The organism is Peptoniphilus rhinitidis 1-13 (genome assembly GCF_000246925.1).
GTDB classification, from domain to species: Bacteria; Bacillota; Clostridia; order Tissierellales; family Peptoniphilaceae; genus Peptoniphilus_A; species Peptoniphilus_A lacydonensis.
This window is the reverse complement of sequence record NZ_BAEW01000003.1, coordinates 87286-103801: the sequence shown is the minus strand read 5'-3', so window position 1 is coordinate 103801 and position 16516 is coordinate 87286. Positions and strand designations below refer to the sequence as shown.

The window sequence follows — 16516 nt, the reverse complement described above, 5'->3', positions numbered from 1 at the left end:
TTATTATGGATATTTTATTTTATGAAAATTTAAAAAAGTTAAAGATTGTTAATAAAGGGGATAAACTCACTCTTGCTGTTTCAGGTGGGGCTGATTCAATGTATCTTTTTTATAATCTTATGGATTTAAAAGATGAACTTGATCTCGATATAATTGTGTGTCATTTAAATCATGGGGTTAGAAGTACAGCCAAAAGGGATGAAGATTTTGTCAAAAGTATTTGTGAAAAATACAATGTAAAATGTGTTGCAAAGACAGTGAATATGAACGATTTTGCAAAAGCTAATAAAATATCTTCTGAAGAAGCGGGAAGAATTTTGAGATATTCTTTTTTTAGAGAAAATTCTAAGGATAGAAAAATTTTAACTGCTCATAATGCCAATGATCTCGTAGAAACAGTTTTATTTAATATTATTAGAGGAACAGGGCTAAAGGGTTTAGTTGGTTTTTCTAAGGAGAAAGGCAATATTTTTAGACCTTTAATAGATATTAAAAGGGAAGACATAGAATATTATTTGCATAAGAATAATTTAAAGTATTTTGATGATGAAACTAATTTTGAAGATATTTATACTAGAAATAAAATAAGACTTAATTTAATTCCTAGGTTAAAAGAGTTGAATCCAAATATTTTAGATTCAGTTATAAGACTTTCTGAGAATGCAAGTGATGCAAATGATTTTATTGAAGATGTTGTAAAGGAAAATTATGAAAAAATAGTTATTGATAATTATTTTGTCGCAGATGAAATTTTAAATATTCACAAATTTTTAGCTTGTGAAATTATAAAGAAATATTTGGAAGAAAATTTTTATGATAAAAATATTTTAAATAGAAATAATATTTTAAATATTTATGATTTATTTAATAGCGAGAGTGGAAAAGAAATAGATCTTGGGAAAAATATGGTGGCTAGAAAATCTTATGGCAAAGTTATTATTGAAGAAAAGAAGTCTAAGGTTAAAAAGGAAAAATTCTATTTAGAATATGGTGAAAATCGCACAGATTTTGGGGATATTTTTATTTCAAAAGATCTGTTATATACTGGTAGTGATAACTTTATAAAAGTAATAGATTGTGATAAAATTAAAGGTAAGCTTTATGTTAGAACTAGAAAGAGGGGAGATAAATTTAAGCCCCTTGGAATGAAAAATAATAAGAAATTAAAGGACTATTTCATTGATAGAAAAGTAGATAGACTTTCAAGAGATGAGATAGGTCTTATTTGTGATGATGAAAAAATAGTCTGCGTAATTGGCATGGATATTTCTGAAGATGTCAAAGTGGATAAAAAAACTTTTAATAAACTCAATTTGGAGGTTAAAAATGTCTTGTGATATTAAAGAAGTTCTTTATTCTGAAGAAGAAATTCAAAATAAAGTTAAGGAACTTGGAGAAAAAATTACAGAGGATTATGAGGGAAAAAATCTTTTTCTTTTGGGAATATTAAAGGGTGCAGTTCCCTTTATGGCAGATATTATGAGAAGAATAGATTTGGATCTTGAATATGATTTTATGGATGTGTCTAGTTATAAGGGAACTCGATCCCTTGGAGAAGTTAGAATTTTAAAGGATATTTCTACTTCAATAGTTGGAAAGGACATATTAATTGTTGAAGATATTATTGATACTGGAATTACACTATCTTATCTGACTAAGGTTTTAAAATCAAGAGGGGCAAATTCTATTGAAATTGTAACTATGCTTTCAAAACCTAGTAGAAGAAAAGTTGAACTTCCTGTAAAATATAATGGATATGAAATAGAAGATAATTTTGTAATTGGATATGGAATGGATTATGATGAAAAATACAGAGCTCTTCCTTTTATTGGAATACTTGATGAGTCTGTGTATTTAAATGATGAGGAGTGATATTTTTGAATAAAAAATTTGGAGGAGCTGGGTTTTATATTGTCTTAATACTTGTACTTTTGACAACAATTAAATTTTTTAGCCCCCCCGCAACGACTATTGAAGAAAAAAGTTTTACAGAATTTGTAAGTGAGCTTGACAAGGGAAATGTTAAAAGTGTAAAACTTCAAAATGGAGTAGATTCTATTGCAAGTGTACAGTTAAAAAAAGGTGATTCATTTAAAACTGTAATACCTCAGGAAGCATCAGATACTTTTTATGCTGATTATTTAAAAGATAAAAATGATGCTGGAGAGATTGATGTCTTATCTACACCTACTAAACAGACTTCTGTCTTTGCAGAATGGATTCCAACACTTCTCATGTTTGGAGTTTTGATTTTCTTTTGGTATAGAATGATGCAACAAGCTGGAGCTGGCGGCGGAAAGATGAATTCCTTTGGAAAGAGTAAAGCCAAACTTATAAATAAAGAAAATTCTAAAAATTTGGTTAAGTTTAAGGACGTTGCTGGTCTTGAAGAAGAGAAAGAGGAACTTTCAGAAATTGTAGATTTCTTAAAAAATCCAAAGAAATTTATAAATATGGGAGCAAGAATTCCAAAAGGAGTTCTTTTAGTAGGGCCTCCAGGAACTGGAAAAACTTATCTTTCAAAATCTGTGGCAGGAGAAGCAGGAGTTCCCTTCTTTATAATGAGTGGTTCTGACTTTGTGGAAATGTTTGTTGGAGTGGGAGCTTCAAGAGTTAGAGATTTATTTGAAAATGCAAAAAAGAATGCACCTTGTATAATTTTTATAGATGAAATTGATGCAGTGGGAAGAAGAAGAGGAGCAGGTCTTGGCGGAGGTCATGATGAAAGAGAACAAACTCTAAATCAACTCTTAGTAGAGATGGATGGATTTGGAACTAATGAAGGAGTAATAGTAATGGCTGCGACAAATAGAGCAGACATACTTGATCCGGCAATTCTTAGACCAGGGAGATTTGATAGAACAGTTTATGTAGGAAAGCCAGATGTGCGTGCAAGAAAAGCAATTTTAGAAATACATTCAAGGGGCAAAAAGCTTTCAAAAGATGTAGATTTAGAAGTTATAGCAAAAAGAACTCCTGGATTTACTCCAGCTGATCTTGAGAATCTTATGAATGAATCAGCACTTTTGGCTGCAAGACAAGGCAATAGCGAAATTTCTATGGAAGATGTAGACGAAGCTTCAATAAAAGTCCAAGCAGGTCCTGCAAAAAAATCTCGTGTAGTTTCTGAAAAAGAAAGAAAGTTGACAGCAGTACACGAATCAGGACATGCTATTGTTTCAAGACTTCTTCCAGAGGAAGATCCAGTTCATATGATTACAATAATTCCAAGGGGGATGGCTGGAGGGTTTACAGCATATCTTCCTGAAGATGATGTATCCTTTATGACTAAGAAGAAAATGGAGGCATCTATAATTTCTCTTTTGGGTGGAAGGGTTGCAGAATCCCTTGTTCTAGATGATATTTCAACAGGAGCTTCAAATGATATTGAGAGAGCAACAAAAATTGCTAGAGCAATGGTGACACAATATGGTATGAGCGAAAGACTTGGAACGATAAATTATGATTCTTCAGAAAATGAAGTCTTTATAGGACGTGATCTTGGACGTTCAAAGGATTATTCTGAAAGGACAGCAGCTGAAATCGATGAAGAAGTTTCAAGAATAGTAAATGAAGCTTATTCAGAGTGTAAAGAACTCTTAAGTGAGAATTTAGATAAACTAATTGCTCTTTCTGATGCACTTTTAGAAAAAGAAACTATTTATTCAAAAGATTTTGAAAAGATTTTTAATGGAGAAAAGTTAGATGAAGAATCCATTGATATTGACGATTCAATAAAAATAACAGATCTTTCTGATGAAGCTCGCAATATAATGGATAAGAAAGATGAGGAAAAAAAGAAAGAAAATATTGAAGAAAATAAGTAGAATAAAATATAAAGGATTTAAAATTGGTCTCTGCGAAAAGAGGCCTTTTTGTTTTGTATAAAATAAATTCAAATATGATTTAAATTTATTTAGAAATTTATCTAAATGAATTTTATAATTATAAAACTCAAGTTAGACAGGTTCTAAATATATGAAAGGAGATTTTTAAAGATTCATTTATATTGTACAAAAAAACTGCTGATAAACTTTCAAAGCTTCAGCAGTTTTAATTTTATTTAATTATTATTGTTGTTATCATTGTTTTCAGAAGAAAGTATTGACTTTGATGATTTTTTGTTGTTATTGTTATTGTCATTGTCATCATCGTTGGATTCTTTTTTCGTTGAACTAGATGATCTGTACCAACCCAGTTTATTTGTATAATGTGGTTTAGTTCCATCTACAAAAATTTCTCGTCTACCATTTACATATTTAGTGTAAATTCCATCAGGTTTTTCAAATTCTTTTTTGTCTAAATCTTCGTGCATAGTTTTCATAATTTGTTTCCAAAGATATGCAGATTGAGTGGAACCAAAAGAAAGTTTTTGATGTTTGTCATTGCCAATCCAAACTGAGCAAGTGTAGTATGGAGTGTAGCCAACAAACCAAACATCTTTTTTATCATTAGTTGTACCAGTTTTACCTGCTATTTCTTGACCAGCAAAGGAAGCATTTCTACCAGTACCTCTACTTACTACATCTTTTAACATATCTGTCAAGATATACGCATTTTCTGGAGAAGTAATTTCTTTTTCTTCAGGATTAACTTCGTAAATAGTTTCTCCAGTGTTTGAAACAATTTTTGAAACTACATAAGGATCTGCGTACTTTCCTTCATTAGATAATGTTGTAAAAGCTCCTGCCATTTCAAGTGGACTTATGCCAGAAGTCATACCACCAAGAGTTAATGGAGAGTATGCCAAATCGTTGTAGGTTGGATTATCTTCTTTTTCCACAATTGAAGTAACACCAATGGATTTTAATGTTTCAACCATTTTTGCAATTGATTCGTCATCGTCGTAGGATTTTGTGTAAGTTGAGTTTTGATTAATCTTTGCGTCTTTATCTGCAGATATATCTCTTGCAACTTGGAAAGCACCTACATTTGAAGATTGGCGTAAAAGGTTTCTTATTGTAGTCCAACCTTGGTAATAATTTCCGGCATTTCTTGGAGAGTGGTTGCCAAATAAATTTTGTGGCATCTTTGCGTCAAGATAAATATCTCCAGCAGTTGCTCCATTATTAAATGCAGTTAAATAAACAGAAATTGGTTTAATAGATGATCCAGGTTGCCTTGGGACTACAGCTCTATTTAAAAGTCTTCCTCCACTTACATTTCTCCCCCCAACAAGAGCTTTAACTTCGTGAGTGTGTTGATCTATTATTACTGATGCAACTTGTGGCTGAATTATTCCATTTTTTTCTCTAAATTCTCCATAATAGTATTTTGGATTTGACACAACTTCTTCAAGAGTTCGTTGCATCTTTATATCCATTGGAGTATAAATTTTAAGTCCGCCTTTAAATAATTTATTTGTGGCTTCCTCTTTAGAATATCCAGAATTCATCAAGATTTTGATGGTGTTTTTTTGAACTACATCTGTATAGAAGGAAGAAATACCACTTTCTCTACGAGAGCCAATTTTAATTTCAATTTTTTCATTTAAGGCGTTTTCATAGTCTTCATTTGTTATTAAGTTTCTCTCAGCCATTTTCTTTAAGACTAACTTTTGTCTTTCACTAGAAGTTTCGTTGAAGACAGCTTTAACAGGCATTAGCATATCATTTTTTATTTGAATTAGTTCAAAATTATCAATTTGTCCAAGTTCATTTAAAGTTTTTGAAATTTCAATAATTCGATCAGAATTTGGCTTTGAGTTTTCATTTTTGGGAAGAAGGACAACTTCTATATTTCCAAGATCATCTGAATCCTCGATGTTTTGAGTATTGTAGGGTGTGTATTTTTCAGGTAAGTTTGTAACCCCTGCTATAAGAGCACACTCTGCAAGGTCGAGTTCAGAAACATCTTTGTTAAAGAAAGTTTTTGCTGCAGCTTGTACACCAACAGTTCCTTTGGAAAAGCCTGCAGAATTTAAGTAAGCTTCTAGAATTTGTTCTTTAGTAAGTTTTTGTTCAATCTGATATGAATAGTAAATGTCAGTTATTTTTCTAACGATGCTTTTGGAGAAAGATGTGTATAAGTTCTTTGCAAGTTGCATAGTAATTGTAGAAGCACCTTGGTCAAAGGATTTAGTTTTTATGTCGTGAACAAGTGCACCGGCAACTCTTTTATAATCTACTCCATTGTGTTCAAAGAATCTTTCGTCTTCAATTGCTACAATGGCATTTATTAAATCTTTTGGCATTTCCTCGTAGGGAACAAATTCACTAAACTCGTCAGATACTAATGATTCAATTAGTTTTCCGTCATTTGAATAAATCCTTGAAGTTTCAGAAAGTTGAGATCTGTATTCAGTAGGATCTATTACAGGAGCTTTTTTAATAATACCAAGCACAACAGCAGTTACCATAGAACCTAAAATAATTATTGCAGCTAAAATTACAAGTAATATTATTTTTATTACGCCTGATAGTTTTATCATTCCACGAGGTTTATTCTTTTTGGAATTTTTCATAATAACCTCCTATTTAGTTATTATAACAGAATTTTAATCATATAACTATAATAAATATATATAGAAAAATCCCATCACAAGGATGAGATTTTTCAAAAATTATTCTATTTATTATAAAAATTAAAAAATATTTAAAAATTTTTTTATAAAACAGTTTTTAATAAAATTATTTCAACTCTTTTAAAATTCTTGGAGTAATAATTGCTGCCACAACTGCCTTAGCTAGGTCTGGAATTATAAAAGGAATCATACCAATAGTAAAGACTTTTGATATATTCATAGGATTTCCCATTACATTGTTTAAAATGTGGTACATATAGGGAAGACCAATTGCATAAAAGATAACTTCTGCAAGAATAAGAATAAGCATAATCTTTTTAAAGTTTTTTTCTCCATGAGCAAATTTAGAAATAAATGCTGCTCCAATTGCAAAAGCAATTAAAAATCCAAAGCTTGGAGAAAAAATTGATTGAATACCTCCGTGAAATCCTGCGAAAATTGGAAGACCAATTAAACCTAATAGTATATATATAATTACTGTTAAAAAAGCATAGGAGGGAGTAAGTATTAGTCCTGTCATAAACACAAAGAAGTTTTGCAAAGTGAAAGGAACTGGTCCAATTGGTATAGTTATAAAGGCTCCCACTGCTAATAGTGCAACTAAAAGTGCAATTTTTGTTATGTCTTTTGTTTTTATTTTCATTTTAACCTCCAGGGTCTATATTACACAATGTTTACCACAAAGTCAATGAGGTTAACTAAATTTTATTTAATAAACTATTTTATAATTTTAAGGCTACATTTTGATTAAACAAATTTAAAATTACACATAATATAATAAAAGGAAGAATAATGTAAACAGAAAAGATTTTTAACAATAATTTAGTTGAAAGTGAGCTTTATACAATATATAATGAAAACAATTTGTTAAATGAGGTGTAAAATGTTATTAGTAATAGATGTTGGGAATACTTCCATAACTTGGGGTGTTTATAAGGGTGATGAACTTGTAAATGATTTTAGAACTTCCACTGTAAAGACTAGGACATCAGATGAATATGGACTTATTTTTATAGAAACTCTAACTCATGCAAATATTGATCCACAAGATATTGAAGATGTAATTATTTCATCAGTTGTTCCAAACCTTATGCACACACTTCCTTCAATGATTAGAAAATATTTTAATAAAAATCCAATGATAGTAAGTGCAGATTTGAACTTGGGACTTAATATAAAATATGACAATCCAAAAGAAGTTGGTGCAGATAGAATTGTGAATGCAGTTGGAGCACTAGAACTTTATGGAGAGAAATCAATTATAGTTGACATTGGAACTGCTATGACTTTTTGTGTAATTGATGAAGAAAAAAATTATCTTGGAGGTTTGATTATGCCAGGTATTGGGATTTCTGCTGAAGCTCTTTTTATGATGACTTCAAAGCTTCCAAAAATTGAAATAATTGCACCAGATAGAGTTATTCAATCAAATACAGTTGGAGCAATGCAATCTGGACTTTACTACGGGTATACTGAGATGATTGATGGAATAGTTGCGAAACTTTTAAAAGAACTAAATTGGAAAGAAGAGGAAACTAAAATTATTTCAACTGGCGGTTTTTCCACAATGTTGACAGAAGATTCTAAATATAATTTTATAATCAATAAGTTCTTGACACTTGAGGGGCTTAAAATTATATACGAGAAAAATAGAAAGATAGATTGAGAGTGATTTTTTGTTAAAAATTTTAGCACCAATGGCAGGATACACTGACATAGCTTTTAGAGAAGTTGCAACAGAAAAAGGTGCAGATATAACTGTAACTGAAATGGTGTCTGCAATGGCACTTGTTTACCAAAATAAAAAGACAATTGATTTATTAGATATTTCTCCAAGAGAGAAAAAAGTTTCTGTTCAAATTTTTGGAAGTGATCCAAAAATTATGGGTGAGGCAGCTTCTATTTTAAATGATTACAATTTTTCTTATGTTGATATAAACATGGGCTGTCCTGCTCCAAAAATTGTAAAAAATAAGTCTGGATCATATCTATTAAGTGATCCTTCACTTGTATATGACATTGTAAAATCTGTTGTGGAAAATTCAAAAAAGCCAGTATCTGTAAAAGTGAGAAAGGGAATTGGCGGAATGTCTTCTATAAAAGCCATAAAAAATATTGAAGCAGCGGGTGCAAGTTTTGTAACAGTCCATGGTAGAACGAGAGAAGAATATTACACAGGAAAAGCTGATTGGGACTATATAAAAGAAGTTAAAGAAAATGTAAAAATTCCTGTAATTGGAAATGGCGACATTGAAACACCAGAAGATGCAATTGAAAAAATAAATTATTCAAAGGTCGACGGAGTGGCAATAGGTCGCGGTGCTGTGGGTAACCCATACATCTTTAATCAAATTGAAGAATTATTAAAAACTGGAGATTACAAAAAAACAAGTGATAGAGAAAAACTTCTACTCATGATTGATGAGCTTGAGAGAAAGATAAAGTACAGAGGAGAAAAACTTGGTGTTCTTGAGATGAGAAAAGTTTATTCCGATTATTTTAAAGGAATGAAGGGCTCAAAGGAAGTTAGAAATAAATTAAACACCCTAAAGGACAAAGATGAGATAATAGAAGTTATAAGAGATTATATATCTAATTTAGATTTATAATTTTTTAAAATTCAAATTTAGTTTTAGGTTTTAAAGGGAGGACTCTATATGTTTTATTCATTAGCGGTTTTGGGAATCATTGTATACTTGTTAAATCACAAGAAAAATTCAATTAGGAGATTGCCAGTCTTAATTGGATTAACTGTAGCATCTTATATAATATTTACAATTTTTTTTAAAAAATTTAATATTTATAGCAAAATGACTTTTTACGATTTTTGTTCCTATTTAGTAATAGGCTGTGCAATAGACAATTTAATTTTTTTCTATCAAAATAAGAATAAGGAAAAAGAAAATAAAGTTAAATAGATTTTAAAACTCTGTGATGAAAGTTGCAGAGTTTTTATTTATAGAAAAATTTTTTCAAATACTTTAAATTCTTGACATTTAGAGAACTATAAACTATAATAGCCTAGATTAAAAGGTTTGTTAAAGGGCGGATAACGCCTTATTTTTTATATATGAGGAGAGAGAATTTTGGCAAAGGATATATTTTTTACACCAGAAGGTTTAGAAAAAATTGAAAATGAAATTGAATATTTAAAAACTGTTAGAAGAAAGGAAGTTTCTGAAAGAATTAAAGTTGCCCTAGGTTATGGCGACCTTTCTGAAAACTCTGAATACGATGAAGCAAAAAACGAACAAGCACAAGTTGAAGAAAGAATTGCAAAACTTGAAATGATGGTTCGCAATGCTAAGATTATAGATGAAAAAGATTTAAATACAGATGTAGTTAATATTGGTTCAAATGTAAAAGTTAGAGAAGTTGAATCTCACGAAGAAGATGAATACACAATTGTTGGTTCTGCAGAAGCAGATCCCCTTGAAGGTAAAATTTCCAATGAATCGCCTGTTGGGTCTAAATTAATTGGCAGTCGTGTTGGCGATGTAGTTGAAGTTGAAGTTCCAGATGGAATTATAAAGTACGAAATTTGTGGAATAACTATTTAGGAGGCAGTTTGTGAAAAAGACAGAAGATGCAAAACTAAATGAAATGCTTTTGTTAAAAAGAAGAAAGCTAGATGAGTTAAAAAATGAAGGGAAAGATCCTTTTGTAAATGAAACTTACGATGTGACTGCTCACTCAAAGGACATTAAAGAAGAATTTAATGAAGATGAAGAGAGAGAAGTTTCCATTGCTGGTCGTGTAATGAGCAAAAGACGTCATGGAAAGATTTGTTTCTTAGATGTGAGAGATTCAGTTGGAACTATCCAAGTTTTTGCTAGAAAAGATGTCTTAGAAGATAAATATGAAGACGTCAAGGGACTTGACATTGGAGATATTATTGGTGTTAAGGGAATTGTATTTAAAACAGAAGCAGGTGAAATTACAGTTCGTGCAACTGATTTAACTTTACTTTCTAAATCACTTCAAATTCTTCCAGAAAAATTTCATGGACTTAAAGATCCAGACCTTAGATATAGACAAAGATATGTAGATTTAATCGTAAATCCAGAAGTAAAAGATGTATTTATAAAGAGAAATAAAATTATCAAAAAAATTAGAGAGTTTTTAGATAATAAAGGCTTCTTAGAAGTTGAAACACCAATACTTGGAACAGTAGCAGGTGGAGCAAATGCAAGACCTTTTTACACTCATCACAACACTCTTGATATTGATATGCAACTTAGAATTGCCAACGAACTTTTCTTAAAGAGATTAATTGTAGGTGGATTTGACAAAGTTTATGAAATGGGAAAAATGTTTAGAAATGAAGGAATGGATCCAAAACACAATCCTGAATTTACAAATATTGAACTTTATCAAGCTTATGCAGATTATGAAGAGATGATGAGAATAACTGAAAATCTATTTGAATATGTTGCAAAAGAAGTTTTGGGAACAGATACAATAAATTATCAAGGCACAGAAATTTGTTTAAAAGCTCCTTGGAAGAGAATTACAATGATTGACGCTGTTAAAAAATATGCTGATGTTGATTTTAACGAAATTGACACAGATGAAGATGCAAGAGAAGTTGCAAGAGAAAAGGGACTTGAAATATCTGAACATGATACATGGGGAAAAGTTTTATCAGAAATGTTTGAAGAGTTCTGTGAAGAACACCTTGTTGAACCAACTTTTGTAATTGGTCATCCAGTAGAAGTTTCACCACTTGCAAAAAGGAATCCAGAAGACAAAAGACTTACACAAAGATTTGAAGCTTTTATCAACACTTGGGAGTTTGCAAATGCTTTTTCAGAACTTAACGACCCAATAGATCAAAGAGAAAGATTTGAAGCACAAGTTAGAGAAAAAGAATCAGGGGATGACGAAGCTCATCCAATGGATTCAGATTTTATTAATGCAATAGAAGTTGGACTTCCACCAACAGGAGGACTTGGAATTGGTGTTGACAGGATGATTGTGTTATTAACTGACCAACCAAGCATTAGAGATGTATTATTATTCCCAACAATGAAGCCAGTAGGCTTAGAAAAGGCAGAAAATAAAGATTCGTCAAATGAAACTTACGAAACTTACGACAAACTTACGAGAGAAAAAATCGACTTTTCAAAAGTGAAAGTAGAACCAATATTTGAAGATATGGTTGATTTTGATACATTCTCAAAATCTGATTTTAGAGTTGTAAAAGTTAAGAACTGCGAAGAAGTTCCTAAGTCAAAAAAACTATTGAAATTTACATTAGATGATGGTTCTGAAAAAGAAAGAATAATACTGTCAGGAATTAAAAATTTCTACAGTGCAGAGGAACTTGTGGGCAAAAAGTTGGTGGCGATAACAAACCTTCCACCAAGAAAAATGATGGGAGAAGAATCCTGTGGAATGCTTTTATCAGCAGTATGCGAATATGATGGAGAAGAACTTTTGAATTTAGTAATGGTAAATGAAAATATACCAGCTGGAGCAAAACTATATTAAAAGAATGCGCTAAAATTAAATAATAAATTATAAAGACGATAGAAAATTAAAATTCTATCGTTTTTTAATTAAAGGTGGTGAAATAAAGGCAGAAAATAATCTTGCAATACAAGAAAATAAAAAAAGTGGTTTAGTAATTGAAAATTTAGATAGGAATGGAAAATATATTATATCAAGTGGAGATTTAAAAAAAGATAAAGTAAATCCAATAGATACAAGACAATTTTTAACATTTAAAACTAAGAGCAGATTACTTATAAATTTAAAATAATGTAAGCTCTTAAAAAAAGTAGAAGAACAAGACCTACTCTATATGATTGAATCAGAAGATGAAGTGGGAAATAATGAAGATGAAAAAGAGATACTAGATGAGGATGATGAACTATTATAGAGGAATAAAATTTAAGTACAATTGAACTTTTGTCCCAGATATGATATGATATTTGGGACAAAGGAGGATTGTAATGAGTTCATATACAGAAAAAATATCAGATAAAATAAATGATTTTGACTCACATAAAGTATTTTTTGCTAATGACTTTTTAGATATTGCTTCTTATGAAACTGCTAGAAAGACATTGAATAGAATGGTTAATGAAGATAAAATTAAGCGTGTCATTGATGGCTTTTATTACAATCCAAGATACAGTGAATTAATCGGAGAGTACGAAGCAGTATCAATTCACGAATTAGCACTTGCCATAGCAAGAAAATACAATTGGAATATTGCACCATATAATAGCACAGCCTTAAACTTATTAGGACTTTCAACACAAGTACCAACACATTATAAATATATATCTAGTGGAAGATATAAGGAATATAAAATTGGGGATACGGTTTTAGAATTTAAAAAAGTAAATCCAGGAGAAATTGCCAATATGTCCTTAAAGACTGCAACAGTTATTCAAGCAATTAAGTCTTTGGGAAAAGAAAATATAAGTAACGAAGTTATACAAAAGATAAGAAAAAATTTAAGTGAAAAAGAAAGAATAGACTTAATGAATGAATCAAAATCAGTTCCATCATGGATATATGAAGTGATAAGGGAAATTTGTGAGGGTCAAAATGAATAAGTTTTATGTAGAAAACAAAGAAGATCTAAGGATTTTAATAGTAAACACTGCAAGAAAGAAAAATATATCTGAGGCAGTTATTGAAAAAGACTATTGGGTTACTTTTATCTTAGATTATCTATTTAATGAAAACAAATGGAGGGAATATTTTACCTTTAAAGGAGGAACATCACTTTCAAAGTGTTTTGGTCTTATAGAAAGATTTTCTGAAGACATAGATTTAATCTTAGATTGGCGAGTATTAGGATATGAAGAAAAAGAACCATGGATAGAAAGGTCAAATACCAAACAGGATAAATTCAACAAAGAAGTTAATGAAAAGACAGAAGTATTTTTAAGAGATGAATTTTTAAAAGTTTTAAAACAAGATTTAAAGGACATGGACTTTGAATTTATGATTGATATTCTTGATCCACAAACAATTCTATGTAAATATCCTAAAATCTTTGAATCTAATTATTTAACACAAAATATAAGACTTGAAATAGGAAGCCTTGCAGCATGGACACCTGCAATTGGAGTTAAAATTTCACCAATAATTAGTGAAGCCTACCCAAACGTATTTAAAGAAAAAACTAATATTAGAACAGTATCAGCAGAGAGAACATTTTGGGAAAAGGCAACTATACTTCATCATGAAGCGAATAGACCAGAATCTTCTCCTATGCCCCATAGGTATGCAAGACACTTTTATGACTTATATAAAATAGCAAAATCAGATTTTAAAAACAAAGCCTTAGAGGATAAAGAATTACTAAAGAAAGTGACTGAATTTAAAATGAAATTCTACCCTAGAAAGTGGGCAAGGTATGAAGAAGCATTAAATGGAAGATTAAGATTAATTCCAAGAGAGTTTCGATTTTCTGAAATAGAAAAAGATTATAAGGCTATGTCAGAAATGATATATGGAGAATATCCAAACTTTGAAGAGATTATAAATGTCCTTCAAGAAATAGAAAAAGAAATTAATAAGTAAATAAAATTCTCCCGAAAATAATATAATATTCAGGGAGGAAATTTAAGCGAGAGATAAATTTGGGGTTTATAAATATCTATTGGGAGATGAAAAAATAAGTTCTATAGGAGCACTAGGCTCTACTATTTCTTTTTATTTTATTAGAGCATTATTGTTACAACGATATGTGATAGACAAGATAGAAGTGATTTTTTGAATTTAGTTATTTTTATTTTGAAAATACAAATTATATACACAGCTATTATGTCAGGAATGATGCTGATGTATATAATTACTTTAGGAAGTTATTTTAATTATATTTTAAAAATTAATTTATTAAGTGGATTTCAAGATTATTCTTTCTTCCGTTCAAATACTAAAGTCAAAAGAAATCATTTTGTTATACTAGTTTGACAAGTCATAGTATCAATTATATCTTTGATTCTTAATTGCAATAGTGGACTTATGCCATTATGTTTTAATATAATTGTTCCAATTATAATGTTGATGTTTCATGTATTAACAGGTTTTGGAAAAGTAGAGAATTTAGTAAATAGTGGACAAAAAGTAGAAATGAATGAAGTTAAAGAATATGTTAGATTTAATATTCCTCTTCACATTACATATTTTACTTTGTATCTAATATCTACTTTGCTATTTTAACTTATTTTATCTAATTAATATATAAGTATTTTATTAAAATTAAATAATAAATTAAAAGGCGACAGAAAGGGAAAATCTGTCGTCTTTTAAAAAATAAGGGCATAAATAGTTATTGAAATATTTAATTTTAATTTTTATCATTTTAATTATTTAATTTATTTTGTTTTGTTATATAAGCTTTTAATAATTTATATAAACCATTTAAACCACTAATGTGTGTTCTTTCATAGCCATGGCTTGCAGCAACGCCACTCCCAACTAAAGCGTGGCGGAAGTCATTTGAACTAGACATTGCAGCAGAGGCATCTGATCCGTAGAATGGGTAAATATCTATTGCATAATCTATTTTATTATCTTTAGCTAAATTTATTAATTCATTTGTTAAATCATAATTGTAGGGACCAGAGGAATCTTTGGCACAAATAGATACTTTTGTTTCATCTGTTTTTAAATCATCATAAACTACTCCCATGTCAACTGCAATCATGTCTGTTACATTAGATGGATTTCCACTTGCAGCACCATGTCCAACTTCTTCATAAATTGTAAACATCATATAAAGTGGACGATTTATTTTTATATTTTTTTCTTTTATTTCTTTTGCAAGTGCCATTAGAACTCCAGCACTGGCCTTGTCATCTAAGTGTCTAGATTTTACAAAGCCATTTGAAAGGGTAAATCTTGGATCAAGAGCAATAAAATCCCCAGAGGAAATTCCTAGTTTTTCAGTTTCTTCTGCGGAGTTTGTAATTTCATCTATGACAACTTCCATATTTTTATCGTCACGAGAAATTTCCTTTGGATCACTTGAACCATGGACTGATGGGTTATTTATTCTCATTACGCCAGTAAATTCTTTTCCATTTCTTGTAATAATAGTTACATTTTCTTGTTCCACATAGGAAAGAGGAAATCCACCGAGAGTTGTGACGCGAAGTCTTCCATTTGATTTTATACTTCTTACCATAAGTCCCAAAGTATCTATGTGAGATGACAAAAGTAGCCCTTCACCTTCACATTTGTTAATTGGAACTATTACATTGCCTTTTATGCTTTGGTAAGGTTTGTAGCCCATGGAAGTAAATTCATCTATTAGATATTTTTCGGCTCTTTTTGTGTAACCTGTTGGTGATGGTGTATTGCATAAGTTTTCAATATATTCTAAAATTTGTTTTTCCATTTTTCCTCCTCCTAGCGTGAAGATTTTTCTAAATCTATCATATTATTTAAACAAATAACAAGTGCGATTAATTTTTCTGTGTAATTTTCATCTAAAATAGTAAGTTCATAGGTGTCTGTAAGGGCAAAAAGTTCCCTAGTAACTTTTCCTATTATTTTTTTATTTTCATTTTTTATATCAAAGTCAAGATGCCAATAGTTGCCTGAGAGATTTAAAGTTTCATCGTCTAAATAAACTTCGACTTTGTGTTTAAGAAACTCGAATTTTTGTTGTACAATCATATTTGTATTGTCGTTAAATGTAACATTGTATCTTGGGAAAAAAGATATAATTTCCCTGTTTATATTAAATATATTTTTGCCATTAAAATCTTTGACAGAGGATTTATAACCGATGAAAGTAAAATCTTGATCTAAGTAGTAAACTTCATTTTCGTTTTCATCTAGTATAGGGTAATGATCTGTAATTTTAAAAAATTTTTCTTTAAAATATAATTTTTTCATAATTTCTCCTTTTTAGAAAATATAATTATTAAAAATAAATATATCCTTTGCTATAAATTATAAGAAATCAACTTTTTTACAGCATTGTAATTATATTATACAACTTATATAAATAATATCATA

At 29.9% G+C, this 16516-nt stretch carries 15 protein-coding genes; 11 read left to right on the top strand and 4 right to left on the bottom strand.

Annotated elements, in window-relative coordinates:
• The first annotated feature begins 5 nt into the window (after positions 1-5).
• From tilS to ftsH, 3 genes are read left to right on the top strand one after another with little or no spacing between them, the layout of a single operon-like run.
• On the top strand, positions 6-1337 hold the full coding sequence (gene tilS, locus RH95_RS03310; RefSeq protein ID WP_026038581.1) for a tRNA lysidine(34) synthetase TilS: 1332 nt from the start codon (positions 6-8) through the stop codon (positions 1335-1337).
• A complete protein-coding gene (hpt, locus tag RH95_RS03305) occupies positions 1327-1872 on the top strand; it encodes a hypoxanthine phosphoribosyltransferase (protein ID WP_010244328.1) in 546 nt (181 codons plus the stop codon). Before tilS ends, hpt begins: the two co-directional genes overlap by 11 nt.
• Positions 1873-1877: 5 nt before the next feature.
• On the top strand, positions 1878-3827 hold the full coding sequence (gene ftsH / locus RH95_RS03300; RefSeq protein ID WP_010244326.1) for an ATP-dependent zinc metalloprotease FtsH: 1950 nt from the start codon (positions 1878-1880) through the stop codon (positions 3825-3827).
• Positions 3828-4063: 236 nt separating this feature from the next.
• Here the strand turns inward: ftsH and RH95_RS03295 are convergent, their stop codons facing one another.
• Together RH95_RS03295 and RH95_RS03290 are read right to left on the bottom strand one after the other, a co-directional pair.
• A complete protein-coding gene (locus RH95_RS03295) occupies positions 4064-6463 on the bottom strand; it encodes a transglycosylase domain-containing protein (RefSeq protein ID WP_010244325.1) in 2400 nt (799 codons plus the stop codon).
• Positions 6464-6629: 166 nt separating this feature from the next.
• Positions 6630-7166 carry a biotin transporter BioY gene (locus RH95_RS03290; RefSeq protein WP_010244323.1) on the bottom strand — a complete coding sequence of 179 codons (537 nt, stop codon included), beginning with the start codon at positions 7164-7166 and terminating at the stop codon, positions 6630-6632.
• Between the two features lie 240 nt (positions 7167-7406).
• On the opposite strand from RH95_RS03290, the gene RH95_RS03285 reads away from it, so the two are divergent.
• The 8 genes from RH95_RS03285 to RH95_RS03250 all read left to right on the top strand — a co-directional run bounded on the left by RH95_RS03285 (position 7407) and on the right by RH95_RS03250 (position 14710).
• A complete protein-coding gene (locus RH95_RS03285; protein WP_010244322.1) occupies positions 7407-8189 on the top strand; it encodes a type III pantothenate kinase in 783 nt (260 codons plus the stop codon).
• Positions 8190-8199: 10 nt separating this feature from the next.
• Complete coding sequence (gene dusB / locus RH95_RS03280; protein ID WP_010244320.1) at positions 8200-9132, top strand: tRNA dihydrouridine synthase DusB; 933 nt, start codon at positions 8200-8202, stop codon at positions 9130-9132.
• A gap of 48 nt (positions 9133-9180) precedes the next feature.
• Positions 9181-9441, top strand: a complete 261-nt coding sequence (locus RH95_RS03275; RefSeq protein WP_010244318.1) for a hypothetical protein — start codon at positions 9181-9183, stop codon at positions 9439-9441.
• 168 nt (positions 9442-9609) lie between these two features.
• On the top strand, positions 9610-10083 hold the full coding sequence (greA, locus tag RH95_RS03270) for a transcription elongation factor GreA (protein ID WP_010244316.1): 474 nt from the start codon (positions 9610-9612) through the stop codon (positions 10081-10083).
• 43 nt (positions 10084-10126) lie between these two features.
• Positions 10127-12016: a lysine--tRNA ligase gene (lysS, locus tag RH95_RS03265; protein ID WP_050992398.1), complete on the top strand. Its 1890-nt coding sequence runs from the start codon at positions 10127-10129 to the stop codon at positions 12014-12016.
• 464 nt (positions 12017-12480) lie between these two features.
• The gene (locus RH95_RS03260) at positions 12481-13092 is read left to right on the top strand and encodes a DUF6088 family protein (RefSeq protein ID WP_010244312.1); all 612 of its coding nucleotides are present in this window, start codon (positions 12481-12483) and stop codon (positions 13090-13092) included.
• Positions 13085-14068, top strand: a complete 984-nt coding sequence (locus tag RH95_RS03255) for a nucleotidyl transferase AbiEii/AbiGii toxin family protein (protein WP_010244310.1) — start codon at positions 13085-13087, stop codon at positions 14066-14068. Before RH95_RS03260 ends, RH95_RS03255 begins: the two co-directional genes overlap by 8 nt.
• A gap of 444 nt (positions 14069-14512) precedes the next feature.
• Positions 14513-14710, top strand: coding sequence for a hypothetical protein (locus RH95_RS03250; protein ID WP_010244308.1), 198 nt, complete (start codon positions 14513-14515; stop codon positions 14708-14710).
• Between the two features lie 142 nt (positions 14711-14852).
• Here RH95_RS03250 and RH95_RS03245 read toward each other — a convergent pair whose 3' ends face one another.
• Complete coding sequence (locus RH95_RS03245; protein WP_010244306.1) at positions 14853-15890, bottom strand: M42 family metallopeptidase; 1038 nt, start codon at positions 15888-15890, stop codon at positions 14853-14855.
• 11 nt (positions 15891-15901) lie between these two features.
• The gene (locus RH95_RS03240) at positions 15902-16393 is read right to left on the bottom strand and encodes an LURP-one-related/scramblase family protein (RefSeq protein WP_010244304.1); all 492 of its coding nucleotides are present in this window, start codon (positions 16391-16393) and stop codon (positions 15902-15904) included.
• Between the last annotated feature and the right edge of the window lie 123 nt (positions 16394-16516).

Excerpts from the sequence above, each read along its gene's own strand:
- tilS (WP_026038581.1), top strand. The coding sequence starts at position 6 with ATGGATATTTTATTTTATGAAAATTTAAAAAAGTTAAAGATTGTTAAT.
- hpt (WP_010244328.1), top strand. The coding sequence starts at position 1,327 with ATGTCTTGTGATATTAAAGAAGTTCTTTATTCTGAAGAAGAAATTCAA.
- RH95_RS03295 (WP_010244325.1), bottom strand. The coding sequence starts at position 6,463 with ATGAAAAATTCCAAAAAGAATAAACCTCGTGGAATGATAAAACTATCA.
- RH95_RS03290 (WP_010244323.1), bottom strand. The coding sequence starts at position 7,166 with ATGAAAATAAAAACAAAAGACATAACAAAAATTGCACTTTTAGTTGCA.
- RH95_RS03285 (WP_010244322.1), top strand. The coding sequence starts at position 7,407 with ATGTTATTAGTAATAGATGTTGGGAATACTTCCATAACTTGGGGTGTT.
- RH95_RS03275 (WP_010244318.1), top strand. The coding sequence starts at position 9,181 with ATGTTTTATTCATTAGCGGTTTTGGGAATCATTGTATACTTGTTAAAT.
- lysS (WP_050992398.1), top strand. The coding sequence starts at position 10,127 with ATGCTTTTGTTAAAAAGAAGAAAGCTAGATGAGTTAAAAAATGAAGGG.
- RH95_RS03260 (WP_010244312.1), top strand. The coding sequence starts at position 12,481 with ATGAGTTCATATACAGAAAAAATATCAGATAAAATAAATGATTTTGAC.
- RH95_RS03255 (WP_010244310.1), top strand. The coding sequence starts at position 13,085 with ATGAATAAGTTTTATGTAGAAAACAAAGAAGATCTAAGGATTTTAATA.
- RH95_RS03250 (WP_010244308.1), top strand. The coding sequence starts at position 14,513 with ATGCCATTATGTTTTAATATAATTGTTCCAATTATAATGTTGATGTTT.
- RH95_RS03245 (WP_010244306.1), bottom strand. The coding sequence starts at position 15,890 with ATGGAAAAACAAATTTTAGAATATATTGAAAACTTATGCAATACACCA.
- RH95_RS03240 (WP_010244304.1), bottom strand. The coding sequence starts at position 16,393 with ATGAAAAAATTATATTTTAAAGAAAAATTTTTTAAAATTACAGATCAT.